Origin of the sequence: Winogradskyella luteola (assembly GCF_019203985.1) — a bacterium.
In the GTDB taxonomy this organism is placed as follows: Bacteria; Bacteroidota; Bacteroidia; order Flavobacteriales; family Flavobacteriaceae; genus Winogradskyella; species Winogradskyella luteola.
Window position 1 is genome coordinate 364,400 of sequence record NZ_JAGSPD010000002.1, and the last position, 16,474, is coordinate 380,873.

The following is a 16,474-nucleotide window of genomic DNA, read 5'->3' on the forward strand; positions in this document are numbered from 1 at the left end:
AATTATGCTTCATCAACAGCTTTACGTAATCGAGCACGTCTATCAAAAGCTTGTAACTGGTCAATGACCTTGCTTTCTAAAAAGTCAATAACTTTTTCTTCAACTCTTCGTTTATTTTTATAGACTTTGTTGATGTATGTAATTCCACCAGGAGACATCACATTGACTTCTACCAACTTTCCGCCAATAACATCTATACCTACAAAGTATAGTCCATCTTTTACCAATTTAGGCCCTATTTGCTTACACAAAGCTCTTTCTGCTTTTGTCAGCGTATGCTTGGCAATACTACCACCAGCTGACACATTAGAACGATGATCATCAGAACCTGGTATACGCTTCATCGCTCCTACAGGCTCGCCATTCAACAACAAAATCCTAACATCGCCTTGGTCTGCTCCTTCTATATAATCTTGCAAAATGACATAATTAGATCCTCCATCTCCAGTTGAAATATAGAAATCTAACAGTGAGTTAATATTATTCATGGCCGATTTTTCAATAAGAATTACACCCGAACCACCAAAACCGTTTAGAGGTTTTAGTATCATTTTATCAGCTTTTGATTCTTTAATCTGCTGCACTAAATACTTTTTGTTTTTAGATACGTGAGTATTCGGAATAATATTGCTGTGCGCATCGCCAAAAGCTGCTGTATACAATTTATTATTGGCCTCTCGCATACCCTGTAAAGAATTAACGATAAAAACATCATCCTTTACTGAATCTAAAAAATTAAGCATCAAAGGGTCTAAAGGCGGATTGGCTCTAAAGAATATAGCATCAAACCCTGCCAATGGAAGCATTTCTTCTCTAAGTTTTACTTTATTATAAAACGATTTTAGCGTAGAAGGTACTTTATCCATTCTGCCAATGACGTTACAAAATGCATTGGTAACGCTATCCCTAATGGTAAGATTAGCAGGCGTACACATAGCTACACCGTGATCTCGCTTTGCACATTCTTTTATTAAGGCCAGACTTGTATCGTTTTCCGGGTCTATATCTTCCCAAGGATACATTATAAAGCAAATATTCATCTAAATATCTTTTAGTTGATTAAGAAATTCTTTCTAAGTAAAAATAAGCAAATACTTTACGATACAAAACTACTGAAAAGTGATAATATTCTGAGACAAACCCAGAATAAGTGATTCTCAAAGCTTAAATGAACTTGTTCACTGCTTATTTTACCTCATCGTAATTGTCATCCCATTCTTTGGGCTTAGGATTATCATGAAGCTTGTCCAAAGATTTAGCCACCATCATAGAAACTGTAGCATCTCCTGTAACATTAACTACTGTTCTGCACATATCCAAAGGTCTATCGACAGCAAAAATTAAAGCCAAACCTATCGGTAATAATTCTGCAGGAAAACCAATAGATTCTAACACAATCACAAGCATTACCATACCTGCACTCGGCACTGCTGCACTTCCTATTGAAGCCAATAAAGCCGTTAACACAATTACTAATTGATTGGTAAATGTTAATCCTTCTGGCCATATGACTTGCATGATAAATACAGCTGCTATACCTTGATATAAACTCGTACCATCCATATTTACTGTAGCCCCAACTGGCAGCACAAAACCTGAGACTTCTTTATCTACACCCAAATGCTCTTCTACACGCTCCATAGTTACAGGCAATGTTGCCGCACTACTACTGGTTGAAAAAGCCAATAGCTGTGCAGGACTGATTTTATTTAAAAACCAAAACGGTGATTTTTTAGTGAATACTTTAATCAAAATTAAGTAAAACCCGATCATTAGCAAAAGACCTCCGACTACACACAGCGCATACTGCAACAGTTTCAACAGAATTTCGGTATCATCAAATGCAATAATCACATTTGCCATTAATGCGAAAACTGCATAAGGAGCAAACAACATAATGAGATCTACCATCTTCATGACGACTTCGTTGAGCGAATCAAAAATATCAATCATAGGCTTAGCTTGCTTCTCTCCAATGAGCAACAAACAAATCCCGACAAAAAGTGCAAAGAAAATCACCTGAAGCATTTTGGCTTCTCCCATAGCCTGAAATATATTGCTCGGAAATATATCTACTAAAGCCTGTAACGGACCAGCATCTTTCTGAGCACTTGCTTTTGCTAATTTATCAGTGACTCCAGCATCATTTTCGTATTTCATTTTTATTTTTTCAATAGTCTCTTGTGGCATCCCAGTCCCTGGTTTGACCAAATTTACTATTGAAAGTCCAATTATAATGGCCACCAAAGTTGTTCCTATATAAATTGAAATTGTGCGTAAACCCATATCCCTGATTTTTGAAATGTCTTTTAAATCAGAAATACCTTTAATCAAAGAAGCCAATATCAAAGGCACTGCAATCAATTTTAGGAGATTGATAAATATGGTGCCAAAGGGAGCTATCCAGTCCGTTACAAATTGTTGACCACTTACGGAATTCATTATAAATCCAAAAATGATACCGAGTACCATTCCTATAATAATCTTCCAGTGTAATGCTAGTTTTTTCATTCCTATCCGTAACCCTTTCCCAAGGAAAGGGAGTTTTGTTTAGTTAAAATCAATTTACTCTTAGATTACCACTCTCTCTTCGACAGTTCAATAAACTCGCTAAAGCACAAGCTCAATGTGACATATAGGAACTACTACCAATCTCTAGACTCTTGCCATCGAAGGAGTGTGTAATCCGCCAAAACCAAAGCAGCCATAGCTTCAACAATCGGCACCGCCCTTGGCACTACACAAGGATCGTGTCTTCCCTTTCCTTGCATTTCTACAGTTTCGCCTTTACTATTTATGGTGTCTTGTTTTTGAAGTGTCGTTGCTACAGGTTTAAATGCCACTCTAAAGTAAATATCCATACCATTAGAAATACCACCTTGTACACCACCAGATAAATTAGTCTTTGTAGTGCCATTTTCGTTAAATTGATCGTTGTGTTCGCTGCCTTTCATTTTAGCACCACAAAAACCACTACCATATTCAAAGCCTTTTACAGCATTTATAGACAACATTGCTTTACCTAGTTCTGCGTGTAGTTTATCAAAAACTGGTTCTCCCAATCCAACAGGTACGTTTTGCAATACGCAAGTTATTGTACCGCCAATAGTATCGCCTTGCTTTTTCACCTCTTGTACTTTTGCTATCATTTTTTCTGCCGAAGCTTCATCAGGACAACGAATAACATTAGATTCTATCTTAGAGAAATCTAAATCTTGATAGGGTTTATCAATAAAAATATCGCCAACAGAAGAGGTAAACGCATTAATTTTAATAGTTGTTAAAAACTGCTTTGCAATCGCTCCTGCCACAACACGACAAGCAGTTTCACGTGCAGAGCTTCTTCCTCCTCCCCTGTAATCGCGTACACCATACTTTTTATCGTAAGTATAATCGGCATGGCTAGGGCGATAAACATCCTTTATATGCGAATAGTCTTTGGATTTTTGATTGGTATTATGAATTACAAAACCTATTGGAGTTCCTGTAGTTTGTCCTTCAAAAATACCTGATAAGAATTCCACAGTATCAGGTTCTTTACGTTGCGTAACAATTTTAGATTGTCCAGGTTTACGCCTATTTAATTCATTTTGAATGGCTTCGATATTTAATTTTAAACCTGAAGGACAACCATCTATAATTCCACCAATAGCCTTTCCATGAGATTCACCAAAAGTGGTGAGCTTAAACAATTTTCCGAAGGAATTTCCTGCCATTAAAACTTATTTTACGCTAATGTAATTGTATTATCACAGAAACAAAAATCGCAATGGGATTTTTGCGAACCAAAATCAATATTTAACGAGACAACTCTCGTAACGTTAGCTTAACATTTTCCTTATGGTTAATTAATTGTGCCTTGACATCTTGTTAATATGAGTTGTTGTTATTTGTAAAAAATTGATTTTTAATAGTATTGAATCTAAAACGGAAAGTCGAAATAGCAGTAATCTCTGATGTGCACCTAGGTACTTATGGTTGCCATGCCAAACAGCTATTGACTTACCTCAACAGCATTGAACCAAAAAAACTTATTCTTAACGGGGATATTGTTGATATTTGGCAATTTAAAAAACGGTACTTTCCGAAATCTCACCTCAGCATTATTAAAAAAATAATGGATTTTGCTGCCAATGGTACCGAAGTCGTTTACATTACAGGAAACCATGACGAAATGCTACGCAAATTTACAGATACAGAGATTGGTAATATCTCGATTGTAAATAAATTGGTTTTAAATCTCGATGGAAAAAAAGCTTGGTTTTTTCATGGTGATGTGTTCGATATTTCCATACAAAATGCCAAATGGTTGGCAAAACTGGGAGGTCATGGTTATGATTTATTGATTTTGTTAAACAGTTTTGTCAATTGGTGCTTAGAAAAATTGGGTAAAGAGCGTTATTCGCTTTCGAAGAAAATAAAAAATAGCGTTAAAGGTGCTTTAAAATACATCCATGACTTTGAGCAAGTCGCTACAGATTTAGCTATAGAAAATGGTTACGATTATGTAGTTTGCGGTCATATACACCAGCCAAAAATGCTGGTGAAGGAAAATAAAAATGGTAAAACCACATATTTAAATTCTGGTGATTGGGTAGAGAATTTCACTGCTTTAGAATATCAGTTTAAACGCTGGAAAATCTATAATTACAACAAAGATAAGCTTGCTGCTTTCTATGCGGATGAAGATTTAAAAGACATGGACACCAAAGATTTAATTGCAGCAATAACAATAGTGGAAAAGCCTAAAAAACAGAAAACAAAAAAGGATTAAAACATTTCGCTATTTTGTATTTGGTTCTAATAAAACTACCTTATAATTCCTGATTTTAATTCAAAAGAAGTTTACTATATTTAGATTTAATCGCACACAGAATACCTGAAGAAGTGCAATAGATTTATTTTAGATTAAAATGCCCAAAACACTATATCGCATTTATGTTGTTGAGTTGTCAAAACGCGTGTATACGGAAAATACAAAATTTAGAGTTGCCAACCCACAGTTTAATGGTGTACTTCAATGCCTTTACGTTGGCATGACAAGTAAAACTCCCAAAGAACGCTTTTTGCAACACAAAACGGGCTACAGGAACAAGAAGGGTCATAAACTATCCTCAAACATTGTAGAAAAATATGGATTGTATTTACGACCTAGTCTTTACAATCACATCGATCCTTTCTTTTCGAGGGAAGAAGCCTTAATTGCAGAAAAGCAAATTGCTTTAGAATTACGAAGAGAACGTTATGCCGTATGGTTTAATTAATGACTAGAAAATTCTTCAAGGTCTCTTTATAAATGGCTTCGTACATGGGAACTATGCTATGTAAATCGAATTTTTGGGATTGAACTTTGGCATTGACCTTAAACTGATTTAGCATCTCAATATTCTTTAAAATCTTAATAGCATTAGCTGACATGTCTTTAACCGCATTGACATCGCTTAAATAACCAGAAAAACCATCTTCATTAACTTCTGGCAAACCTCCAGTGTTTGTAGATATAACAGGCACACCACTCGCCATAGCTTCTAAAGCAGCTAATCCGAAACTTTCGGTTTGAGAAGGTAGTAAGAACAAATCACTAAAACAAAGAATTCTATCTATCTCGCTACTGTTACCAAAAAACACGACTCTATCTGAGATTCCCAGTTCTCTTGTTAAACGTTCAGCTGATTCTTTTTCTGGCCCTTCACCTACCATCATCAATTTAGCAGGGATTTCCTTCTGAATGTTATAAAAGATCTTGATAACGTCTGGTATTTGTTTTACCTCACGCATATTACTAATATGGGTAATGATACGTTCGTCTTCATTTGCCATCATTTCGCGTTGGCAATCTGTAAAACTGTGTTGATATTTCTCTAGGTCTATAAAATTTGGAACAACATGGATATCTTTTTCAATATTAAAAAGACGCATCGTATCCTTCTTTAAGCTATCTGAAACTGAAGTCACTGCATCTGATTTATTAATACTGAATGTTACTGCGGGTTTATAAAACGGATGACTTCCAACTAAAGTAATATCCGTACCATGCAAGGTTGTAACTATTGGCACATGTATACCTTCGTCTAACAACATTTGCTGTGCCATGTATGCGGCATAAGCATGAGGTATGGCGTAATGCACGTGCAATAACTGGATATCGTGCAACTTCACCATATCCACTAATTTACTTGACAATGCCAATTCGTAAGGCTGATAATGAAATAAAGGGTATTCTGGTACGTGTACTTCGTGAAAGTGCAAATTGTTACTTAACAACTCTAGTCTTACTGGCTGACTGTAAGTTATAAAGTGAATCTCATGACCACGTTTAGAAAGCTCTAAACCTAATTCCGTGGCAACTACTCCACTTCCACCAAATGTTGGATAACAAACGATTCCTATTTTCATTTATGAATTATAAATATTTAAAAGTGATAAAGTTTTTTTAATCTTTTATTCTGAATTCAATTTATAAAGTTAGAGGTTTTAAAGGATTGAATATTAACTTTAAGTCCTTTTTAACTTACAACCCTTAGCACTACTATTATTCAATAATCGCTTCATAAATTAGGCGCTGAATTTCTGTTCTGATATTCTCCCGTAACAACAAGTTCTTACCAGCTTCAGGATACGTTCTGTTAGCTAGGAAAATATAGAGGATTTCTTCTTCTGGATCTGCCCATGCGTAAGTTCCTGTAAAACCTGAGTGACCGAAACTGGTCATGGATATACAGCCACATGTTGGACCTTCTTCACCTAATTGGGGTTTATCAAATCCCACACCTCTTCTATTATCAGCATGGCAATAGTGACATTTTGTAAACTTCTCTAGAGTTTCGTTTTTAAAATAACGCTTTCCTCCATAAAACCCTTTTTGCAAGTACATTTGCATAATCTTGGCAACATCATTTGCATTACTAAAAATACCGGCATGACCACCTATGCCACCTTGCATTGCCGCTCCCATATCATGCACATAGCCATGTACTTTTTTATATCTATAATAGTTATCCACTTCGGTTGGTACGATATCCTTTAAACTGAATTTTTTTCGTGGATTGTAAGTAGTGTAATTTGCTCCCAAGGATTTATAGTAACGATCTTGAGTGATCTCATCTAAGGATTTATCATAAAAGCCTTCTAAATAATTCTTCAATATATAATAAGGTAAATCACTGTAACGGTAACGCAAGCGAGACAACAATTCACTTTCTTTTATAATCTCTTGTATAGAATCTTGATAATCATTTCGCATAAACAGCGTATTGGTAACCTCTACATTAAAGTTATCTGTTCGCTTACTCCTGTAGTATTTAGTGTCCGGTTTTTTGGTTACTGAATCTAAAGTTGCATAGTAAAATGGTATCCATGGTTTTAATTGTGCATAATGTGATAACATTTTCTTTAAAGTGATGTTTTTCTTATTGGTCTTTTTATACTCAGGAAGCAATGTTCCGAGCTTAGAATTTAAAGACAAGGATCCTTGTTGCTCTAACTCCATTATAACAGGAAGGGTTGCCAATATCTTTGTAAGTGAAGCTACATCGTAGATATCATCAAAATCGACTTTATTCTTTTTTGAATAGGTATGATAGCCAAAGTTCTTGTTATAGATAACTTTGCCCTTTCTGGCCACTAGTAACTGAATGCCGGGTGTCATTTTTTTATCTATGGCGTAATTTGCGATGGAATCTATTCTGTTTAAAAGTTTTGAGTCAACACCTACTCGCTCTGGTAGCCCATAACTTAAGCTCATCAAAGGATTATAGGCCTCGCCTGTTCCTAAAGGAAAAAACTGTCCAGTAGTTACCGGCAATTTACCTTTAGCGCCAATAGCTCCAAAAATAAGCTGTGCCGATTTCTCTTGGGCTATTCTACTGTTTTGGTAGCTCATTACAATTCCTTCAATATTCTCAATGGATAATAAATCGTTTAAAGCATAAGGTCTGGCAAATACATCTAAAACAACAGTATTGGTTCTGGCAATCTCATAGAGCCAAGCCATTTCGCGCTGAGAGAATTTAAACTTTTCCCACGGGTTACCATTAGGTTTATGAAAACCAACAACAACAGTATTATAATTTTGAAGTTTAGAAATAAGGTCATCTAACTTATCAGCTTTTATTTCGTGAACTTTTGTGTATTTTTTCAACTCGCTGAGAAAAACAGAGCCATCATCAGTTCCTAATGATACATAAGCCATTTTTTTAGTTTCTAAATCCCTTAATGGCAATAATGATTTTGCATTCTTTAAAACAGTAATTGCACTCTCCATTAAGTTTTCGTAAAGCAAGTCATCTTTAATACGATTTAAATCTTTGGATAGGTCATATAAACCTATTGGCGAATAGTTGTCTAATCCCACCTTGTATTTTGCCATTAAAATCTTCTTTACGGAATGCGCCAAACGCTCTTCAGTAATAATACCTTCATTATATGCTTCAACGAATTTTGCAATACCCTTTTTTGGATTTTCAGACATGAGCATAACATCATTTCCTGCCATAAATGCCATTAAATCTATTTCTCCTCCTGTTGTCAAATTTTTTGGAGTAATACCATCGACACCTTTTTCCACATAATCTGCAGCTCCTTTCATGGTTAGTGCATCAGTGAATATTAACCCTTTAAAGTCTAGCTCTTTTTTGAGCATATCGGTAACAATATGCTTAGATAACGAAGATGGGAATCCTCTTCTCTTTTCTAGACTTGGTACATTGAGATGTGCCACCATTACACTTGATAAACCTTCCTTTATAAGTTGTCTATATGGGTATAGTTCGATAGAATCAATACGTTCTTCACTAAAAGAAACTGTTGGCAGGGTTTTATGCGAATCATCTTCGGTATCTCCATGACCAGGAAAATGTTTAGCGTTTGCCAATACTCCAGCACTTTGCATCCCTTTCATAAATGCTAAACCTTTGGCTGTAACATTATCTCTGTCCTCACCAAAAGAACGGTTGCCAATAATAGGGTTCTTAGGATTGGTATTAATATCTACAACAGGTGCAAAATTAAAATGTACACCCAAACGCTTACAGTGCTCACCTATTTGCCTTCCCGTTTGTTCAACCAAACTATTATCCGATATTGCCCCCAATGTCATATTCCAAGGAAAAGCATAAGTAGAATCTAATCGCATGCTCAATCCCCATTCTGCATCCATACCAACCAATAAAGGGATCTTAGACGCAGCCTGTAATTGATTGTTCAGCTTTGCTTGCCTGTAAGGACCACCATTGGAATAAATAACACCCCCAATATGATGGTTTTTTATCAAGTCTACGATTTCATTATTGACTTTATCGCTGTGTTTAGACATTACCTGAACCATATAGAGCTGTCCTATACGTTCTTTTATAGACATAGCACTATAAATACTATCAACCCACTTTTGTTGTTCAATAGGATCTTCGGAAAGTAAAGGGTTATTAATGAGTTCTTGCGAAAAGTTTATTTGAACACAAAAACATAATATAATAAGGGACAGGTAGCGCATATAAAATCTTTTATCGTTTTTTTGATATGTAACGAATACTATGCCAAAATAGCATAATTAATAAGAAGTAAAAAGACTTTATGATACTTTTATAAACCGTATAATTAACAGTTTTACAAACGGCTAAGTCACCAAATCTATGTGCCTATCGTGATAGCCCAGTAAATACAGAACACCATCTAAACCAATGCTCGATATTGAGTTTTGAGCGTTATCCTTAACTTTTGGCTTGGCATGGAAAGCTATACCGAGACCAGCCAAATTAAGCATTTCTAAATCATTGGCACCATCACCCACTGCAATGGTTTGGGCAATATCAATATCCATATCGTCAGCAAGTTTTTGAAGATATTCCGCTTTTTTATTTCCATTGACAATATCACCAATGTAGTTTCCCGTTAAAGTACCATCTTTAATCTCGAGTTGATTGGCATAAACAAAATCTATATCCAATTTCTCTTGAAGATAATGTCCAAAATATGTAAATCCACCAGAGAGAATTGCGGTTTTATAACCGTAATAATGCAATGTATCTATTAAACGTCTGGCGCCTTTAGTTATTGGAAGTTTCTCCGCAACATCTTGCAACACATCTTCGCTTAGACCTTCTAAAAGTTTCATTCGCTTCTTAAAACTTTCATTAAAATCTAGCTCACCTTGCATCGCAGACTCAGTAATAGCTCTCACTTCTTCACCAACACCTGCACGTTCTGCAAGTTCATCTATGACTTCGGTTTGTATTAATGTGGAATCCATATCGAAACAGACCAGTCGTCGGTTTCTTCTAAACATACTATCTTCCTGAAAGGCAATATCTACATCTAATTCTCTTGAAATTTCCATGAATTTTGAAGTGAATTCAGATTTATCATTCAGCTTTCCTCGAATTGATAATTGTATTGAAGCTCTTGGATATTCTTCAGTTTTGACTAAAGATGTTCTCCCAGTTAGACGCTTTATAGAATCTATATTTAGATTTTTTTCTGAAATGATTTTGGTGACTTCAGAAATCTGTTCTGCTTTTAATTTTTCGCCTAAAATAGTAACGATATAACGGTCTTTCCCCTGTAAGCTCACCCAGTGTTCGTAATCATCTAAAGAAATTGGTGAGAATTTTGCCGTAATGCCCAACTCGTAAGACTTAAACAATAAATCCTTTAACACTGCAGCTGATTTTTTCCCTGATTTTATTTCAAACATAATACCTAAAGACAAAGTATCATGAATATTAGCTTGACCAATATCTAATATCTTAGCGTCATACTCAGCCAAAACACTAGTTAAACCAGAAGTCAAACCAGGTTTATCCTGTCCTGAAATATTCAATAAGAAAATATCTGTTTCCACTTTTGCAGTTTTTAATTTCAATACGCAGTAAAAGTCAATATTCTTTCCGAAAAATAAAAATTATTAAGACTGAGAATTTTATAAAAATAAATTGAATTATCTACAAAATTCGTAATGTGAAGTAGCTATTTAATAAAACGGCTGTGCCAACTCTCGCTCGCTGGCACTTCCCAATTTTCTTTAAACTCCGCAATATTGGTAACAAGATTATTAAAAACTATAGTATTTTTTGATACCGATCTGTTTTTTGCCATTTTTTTGAAATCAATTAACGGTTTATATGCCACAAATTCACCTTGTTTAAAGGATACATTCATTTTATCCATTAGGTCTACATCATAGGCTTTTTCTAACTCTTGTATAAAGTGTACTGAAGCATCTATTGAACATCCTGTTGCGTTATTTAAGTTTTGGTTTAAAGCTATAACAATAAAACGCTTGTAAACAATCTTATAGCCAGCTTGTAAATCTTTTCCGTGAGCAGTCCAAGCTTTAATAAAAGTTTTAATTTTTGAATTCAATTCTGATATTTCATCATCAGAAAACGAACGATTAGCTTGATAGATCCATACTCTGGATTCTTCTGGTAAAGTATCAAATTCTACTAGCATTAAAGTGCTTCTATCTTAGTTATTACTTTTTTGGTGATGTACTGCTTTTCACTTAAATCGAATAATTCTATTTCTTTAAAAGTGATATTAAAAGATTTACCAAAATTAGATTTCTTGAGTAAATCGTAACCTTCAAACTCTTCGGTTATTAAGAAAATATGGTTTTTATCAAAATCGTCCTTGGCATTGATATAAGATATGGCATCATTATTCATGGACACCAATTCTACTTCTATAGAGAGGTCATTTTCTTTAGAATTGGCAAAACCGTTAATATCATCTTCATCATCATCAATGATATCCACTAATTCTTCCGAAGAAAAGATTGATAGAAAATCATCTGCACACATAGTTGCCATCATTTCACCAACGTCTTGACCAATCTCTTCTATATCATTTAAGGATTTGTTCTTATAGTATTTAGATTTGCCCTTATGTTCGTTAAAGCTTGTAATGAGGCAAAGTCCAAGAGCCATTTCTTTTTCTTCCGTACTATCTGAAGCTTTTAACTTTTTTTTGGCGATACACTCGCAGGTATCTTCTGCCATAAGGTCTACAGCCTCTTTTTTCGATTTTTTCTGAGCATTTAGGCTATTGCCAATGGCCAATACTATGGCTATTAAAATAATTTTACGCATTTAATTCTATGTGTTAGCGATTAATTCGGCAATATCCATAACCGAAATTTCATTTTCTTTTCCTTTGGCTTTAATACCATCGGTCATCATAGTATTACAATACGGACAACCCGTTGCTATAATATCTGGCTTTGTTTCTAAAGCATCTTCGGTTCTCAATATATTAATGTCCTTATCTCCTTTTTCGGGTTCTTTAAACATTTGTGCTCCGCCGGCTCCACAACATAATGCCGTACTTTTATTGCGTTTCATTTCTACTAAATTAGCTTTGGTTTGTTTTAGTACATCTCTAGGTGCTTCATATTCACTATTGGCACGACCTAGATAACATGGATCATGAAATGTAATACGTTTACCTTTATAAGTGTTGCCTTCTAAAGTTAAACGTCCAGAGCTTATTAATTCCCTTATAAACTGTGTGTGATGAACTACATCGTAATTACCACCTAAACTTGGGTATTCGTTTTTAATACAATTAAAGGAATGCGGGTCGCAAGTTACAATCCGTTTTACTTCGTAAGCATTAAGCACTTCAATATTCATAACAGCTTGCATCTGAAATAAAAACTCATTACCAGCACGCTTTGCCAGATCACCAGTATTGCTTTCTTCTGTTCCTAGAACTGCAAAATCTACATTGGCTTTATTCAATATTTTAACGAAAGCCTTTGTTATTTTCTTTGCTCTATCGTCGTAACTACCGGCAGAACCCACCCAAAATAAGATTTCTGGTTGCTTACCTTCTGCCATATACTCTGCCATTGTTGGCACTTTAAGTTGCTCGCTCATCCTTTAAGTTTAAAAGTTTAGAGTTCAAAAGTTTTATGTCAATATAACTTTTGAATATAATATTACTCATCTTTCCAATTCAATCTGTCCATTTGATTATACGGCCAAGGTGCTCCGTTGTTTTCTATATTGGTCATCATATTATTCAATTCCATTGGTGCAGCACTTTGCTCCATCACCAAATAGCGACGCATATCTAAAATAATTGATAATGGATTAATACTAACGGGACATTCTTCTACACAAGCATTGCAGGTTGTACATGCCCAAAGTTCTTCGTTAGTTATATAATCACCGAGAAGCTGCTTGCCATCATCTTTAAACTTACCGTTATTAGCATCAATGTTTTTACCAACTTCTTCCAAGCGATCTCTCGTGTCCATCATTATCTTACGAGGAGATAGTTTCTTACCGGTAAGATTAGCAGGACAAGCTGATGTACAGCGCCCACATTCTGTACAAGTATAAGCGCTTAGTAATTGAACTTGATTAAGATCCATAACATCACTAGCACCAAACTTCGCTGGCACCTCATCTTCTGTTCCTTCTGGTGCTGCTGCAAAAGGATCTGCGTTTGGATCCATCATCAATTTTACTTCGGCAGTAACTGCTTCGAGGTTGTTAACCTTTCCTTTTGGATCTAAGCTTCCAAAATAAGTGTTCGGAAACGCTAAAAGAATATGTAAATGCTTAGAGAAATATAAATAGTTTAAGAAAATTAATATACCAACAATATGCAACCACCATGCGGTGCGTTCAACGATATGAAGTGTTTCTGCTGATAGACCTTCGAACCAAGGTGCTATAAATTGACTGATGATATTACCTGAACTGATAGCTTGAAAAGATGTATCCGTTGCATTCATTACCAAAAATAAACACATCAGCACAACTTCAAAATACAGAATGATATTACCATCATTCTTTGGCCAACCCTTCATTTCAGAACTTAAGAACCGCTTTATTTTTATAACATTTCTTCGTAGCCAAAATACAATAACAGAGACCAGAACCAATACTGCAAGTATTTCAAAAGAACCAATTAAAAACCCATAAACAGATTTTGGCAATACTTTTAAACCTATACGATGTGTCCCAAACAAACCATCAATGATAATTTCTAAAACTTCAATATTGATGATTATAAAACCAACATAAACGATAACATGGAGAAAACCAGAAATTGGTCGCTTTACCATTTTGCTTTGTCCAAGGGCTATGCGCGCCATATTTTTCCAACGCTCGGATTTATTATCGCTAACATCGACTTCTTGGCCTAGTTTAATGTTTCTGATTAATTTTTTAATATTTCTAACAAAATAGCCAATACCCAAAACGAGGATAATGGTAAAAAGAATGTTTGGTAAATATTCCATATTAAAAATGGTCTAGTTTTTTTGGTCTTCGGTTGGTGGTTTATAAGGAATCTCTTTTTTAGAAAGAATTCGTCTGTATCGCGCTGGGTGCAGTTTAATGTCCAATAACAATTCTTCCATTTCTTTAGAGGCAGCTTCAAGATTATTGTAAAGTCCGTCGTCATTAAGAAGCTTTCCTATTGTTCCTTCACTATTATCAATACTAGACATTATGTCTTGAATACCTGTAAGGGTTTTATTAAGGTTATCTACAGTTTTAGACAAATTTACTTCCTTCAATTCTGCTGAAAGCTCACTTAAATCCTTGCTGGTTTTTTCAAAATTATCGAGCACCGAAGCAATTTTAGTATCATTTTCTTTAATAACGCCTTGTATAGAATAGGAAAGATTTTTAAATGATTTTAAAGTAGAATTCAATTCTGCAATAGTACTTTTTAAACCTGTTTCAGTTTCATCTACAACCAAAGCATTAAGGTTGGTCATTAATGTATCGGCAGATCTAATAGTACTGTCTAAATCTGAACTTATATCTGAAAAATTACCTTTTAAGGACGTTATAAGTCCAGGTTTTACTTCTGACGAAATAAAATCGCCAGTCTCAGCTAGTTCTCCATCATCGGCATTTATAATAGCCAATGCATTGCCACCCATTAAGCCAGTTTCGTATAAACGAATAACACTATTTTTAGAAAATTTTAGTTTCGGTGTCACCGAAAAAGAAACTTTGGTTTTACCAGTTTCAAAATCATATTTAATGTCTTCAACTTTACCAACTCTATTACCATTAATAGTCACCGCTGATGATGGGCTTAATGCATTATAGTCGAATTCGGTATAATATGTTTTGGAATTGTCGAATAGGTTTTCACCCATTAAGAATGACATTAAATATATAAAAAGTGCGATACCAGATAGTACGAGTATGGCTGTTTTAACTTCTCTAGAGATTTTCAATGGGCTAAGCTTTGATTAAAAACAAAATTAGCAATAAATATATTAATAATGTTTCTAATTAGTGGTAGTTTTCAGAGCTTCGATATATCAATTTGTTTTCCGTCTTTATAACCCACTACAAAGCTAGTGGTATAACCTTTTTGCTTAGCTTCATCCTGAAGTCGCCTTGCCTTTTCTAGATTTGAAGTGCTTCCGTAATAATATTTATAAAGCTGGCCTACCTTTTCTTTACTCAGATTAGATAATCCTTTAAAATTATAGGGTTTAGGTTCTAAATCTCTTGAACTCGCGGCTATCTGTACTTTGAAAGTGACATCTTCATAAATTAGGGGTATATTCTCAAGGGTTTCTGTAATTTCAGAATCAACACCAGTTATATTACTACCAACATTTTGATCAAGTTCTTTTTTATAAGAAAGAATCGCATCCTTGATAGCTTTTGCCATTTTAGACTGCCCAGCTTTTGTATTAAGATATGCACCTTCTCTATTATTTGTTAAAAAACCAACTTCAACTAAAACACTAGGCATATATGTGTTTCTAATAACAAGCAAACTAGCTTGTTTTAAGCCTCTACTTTTCCGCTTAGCTTTATTAATAAAATTGTCTTCAATTTTACGAGCAAGAATAATGCTCTGTTCGACATAAACTTCCTGTTCAATAGTCATGGCTATACTTGATTCTGGCGAGCTCGGATTGAAACCTTCATAGTGTTCTTCGTAATTATCTTCTAAAAAAATAACTTCATTTTCACGCTTAATAAATTCAAAATTTCGTTCAGTATTTTTTTCTCCCAGCACAAAAGTTTCAGTACCAGAAGCTTGCGAATGATGGGCGTTACAATGAATAGATACAAACAGGTCCGCATCTGCTTTATTAGCAATATTTGCCCGCTCGTGTAGTTCTACAAACACATCTGTTTTACGTGTGTAAATAACTTTTATATCTTTATTTTTCTCTAAAGCCTTACCTACTTCAAGTGTAACATTAAGGGCTATATTTTTTTCTTTATAGCCATTTCCTAAATTACCATGGTCATGCCCTCCATGACCTGCGTCTAATACCACCACAAACTGATCTTCTTGTGCTTGTAATGAAGCAAATGATGTTAAAGAAGTGATAAATGTGAGAATTAGGAATACTATTATATATTTTAGCCTCGTTTGCATATGTAATCTAACGGTTTATAGACTCTTATTATTACACGTTATTGTTAGTAAAACAGTATTTTTAAACTTTAGTGCCATATTAATATAATCACAAAAAAAT

Annotated in this window: 14 protein-coding genes; 2 read left to right on the forward strand and 12 right to left on the reverse strand. The window is 34.7% G+C overall.

The features are described 5' to 3' along the window. Positions 1–2: 2 nt before the first annotated feature. The 3 genes from gshB to aroC all read right to left on the reverse strand — a co-directional run bounded on the left by gshB (position 3) and on the right by aroC (position 3,716). Positions 3–1,040 (reverse strand): glutathione synthase, encoded by a 1,038-nt coding sequence (gene gshB / locus KCG49_RS03760; RefSeq protein WP_218544843.1) that lies wholly within the window; start codon positions 1,038–1,040, stop codon positions 3–5. Between the two features lie 145 nt (positions 1,041–1,185). After that, a complete protein-coding gene (locus tag KCG49_RS03765) occupies positions 1,186–2,511 on the reverse strand; it encodes a dicarboxylate/amino acid:cation symporter (RefSeq protein ID WP_218544844.1) in 1,326 nt (441 codons plus the stop codon). 134 nt (positions 2,512–2,645) lie between these two features. Next, a complete protein-coding gene (aroC, locus tag KCG49_RS03770) occupies positions 2,646–3,716 on the reverse strand; it encodes a chorismate synthase (protein WP_218544845.1) in 1,071 nt (356 codons plus the stop codon). A 200-nt stretch (positions 3,717–3,916) separates the two neighbouring features. Between aroC and KCG49_RS03775 the strand changes: the two genes are divergently transcribed. Together KCG49_RS03775 and KCG49_RS03780 are read left to right on the forward strand one after the other, a co-directional pair. Then, complete coding sequence (locus KCG49_RS03775; protein ID WP_218544846.1) at positions 3,917–4,774, forward strand: UDP-2,3-diacylglucosamine diphosphatase; 858 nt, start codon at positions 3,917–3,919, stop codon at positions 4,772–4,774. Positions 4,775–4,913: 139 nt separating this feature from the next. Further along, positions 4,914–5,264: a ribose-5-phosphate isomerase gene (locus tag KCG49_RS03780; protein ID WP_218544847.1), complete on the forward strand. Its 351-nt coding sequence runs from the start codon at positions 4,914–4,916 to the stop codon at positions 5,262–5,264. On the opposite strand, the gene bshA is transcribed toward KCG49_RS03780, so the two are convergent. The 9 genes from bshA to KCG49_RS03825 form a co-directional block, all read right to left on the reverse strand. Beyond that, complete coding sequence (gene bshA, locus KCG49_RS03785; RefSeq protein WP_218544848.1) at positions 5,257–6,396, reverse strand: N-acetyl-alpha-D-glucosaminyl L-malate synthase BshA; 1,140 nt, start codon at positions 6,394–6,396, stop codon at positions 5,257–5,259. The genes KCG49_RS03780 and bshA overlap by 8 nt on opposite strands. Positions 6,397–6,532: 136 nt before the next feature. Next, complete coding sequence (locus tag KCG49_RS03790) at positions 6,533–9,490, reverse strand: serine hydrolase domain-containing protein (protein ID WP_218544849.1); 2,958 nt, start codon at positions 9,488–9,490, stop codon at positions 6,533–6,535. Positions 9,491–9,613: 123 nt separating this feature from the next. Continuing rightward, positions 9,614–10,837, reverse strand: a complete 1,224-nt coding sequence (gene serB / locus KCG49_RS03795) for a phosphoserine phosphatase SerB (protein WP_218544850.1) — start codon at positions 10,835–10,837, stop codon at positions 9,614–9,616. 125 nt (positions 10,838–10,962) lie between these two features. Next, positions 10,963–11,448: an ABC transporter ATPase gene (locus KCG49_RS03800; protein ID WP_218544851.1), complete on the reverse strand. Its 486-nt coding sequence runs from the start codon at positions 11,446–11,448 to the stop codon at positions 10,963–10,965. Continuing rightward, a complete protein-coding gene (locus KCG49_RS03805; RefSeq protein ID WP_218544852.1) occupies positions 11,448–12,086 on the reverse strand; it encodes a hypothetical protein in 639 nt (212 codons plus the stop codon). Before KCG49_RS03805 ends, KCG49_RS03800 begins: the two co-directional genes overlap by 1 nt. A gap of 6 nt (positions 12,087–12,092) precedes the next feature. After that, positions 12,093–12,875, reverse strand: coding sequence for a (Fe-S)-binding protein (locus KCG49_RS03810; RefSeq protein ID WP_218544853.1), 783 nt, complete (start codon positions 12,873–12,875; stop codon positions 12,093–12,095). A gap of 62 nt (positions 12,876–12,937) precedes the next feature. Further along, a complete protein-coding gene (locus tag KCG49_RS03815; RefSeq protein WP_218544854.1) occupies positions 12,938–14,251 on the reverse strand; it encodes a 4Fe-4S dicluster domain-containing protein in 1,314 nt (437 codons plus the stop codon). A 12-nt stretch (positions 14,252–14,263) separates the two neighbouring features. Further along, positions 14,264–15,205, reverse strand: coding sequence for an MlaD family protein (locus KCG49_RS03820; protein WP_218544855.1), 942 nt, complete (start codon positions 15,203–15,205; stop codon positions 14,264–14,266). A 71-nt stretch (positions 15,206–15,276) separates the two neighbouring features. After that, on the reverse strand, positions 15,277–16,374 hold the full coding sequence (locus tag KCG49_RS03825) for an N-acetylmuramoyl-L-alanine amidase family protein (protein WP_218544856.1): 1,098 nt from the start codon (positions 16,372–16,374) through the stop codon (positions 15,277–15,279). Positions 16,375–16,474 lie beyond the last annotated feature (100 nt).

Coding starts and splice junctions, on each gene's coding strand:
- gshB (WP_218544843.1), bottom strand. CDS start 1,040: ATGAATATTTGCTTTATAATGTATCCTTGGGAAGATATAGACCCGGAA.
- KCG49_RS03765 (WP_218544844.1), bottom strand. CDS start 2,511: ATGAAAAAACTAGCATTACACTGGAAGATTATTATAGGAATGGTACTC.
- aroC (WP_218544845.1), bottom strand. CDS start 3,716: ATGGCAGGAAATTCCTTCGGAAAATTGTTTAAGCTCACCACTTTTGGT.
- KCG49_RS03780 (WP_218544847.1), top strand. CDS start 4,914: ATGCCCAAAACACTATATCGCATTTATGTTGTTGAGTTGTCAAAACGC.
- bshA (WP_218544848.1), bottom strand. CDS start 6,396: ATGAAAATAGGAATCGTTTGTTATCCAACATTTGGTGGAAGTGGAGTA.
- KCG49_RS03790 (WP_218544849.1), bottom strand. CDS start 9,490: ATGCGCTACCTGTCCCTTATTATATTATGTTTTTGTGTTCAAATAAAC.
- KCG49_RS03800 (WP_218544851.1), bottom strand. CDS start 11,448: ATGCTAGTAGAATTTGATACTTTACCAGAAGAATCCAGAGTATGGATC.
- KCG49_RS03805 (WP_218544852.1), bottom strand. CDS start 12,086: ATGCGTAAAATTATTTTAATAGCCATAGTATTGGCCATTGGCAATAGC.
- KCG49_RS03810 (WP_218544853.1), bottom strand. CDS start 12,875: ATGAGCGAGCAACTTAAAGTGCCAACAATGGCAGAGTATATGGCAGAA.
- KCG49_RS03815 (WP_218544854.1), bottom strand. CDS start 14,251: ATGGAATATTTACCAAACATTCTTTTTACCATTATCCTCGTTTTGGGT.
- KCG49_RS03825 (WP_218544856.1), bottom strand. CDS start 16,374: ATGCAAACGAGGCTAAAATATATAATAGTATTCCTAATTCTCACATTT.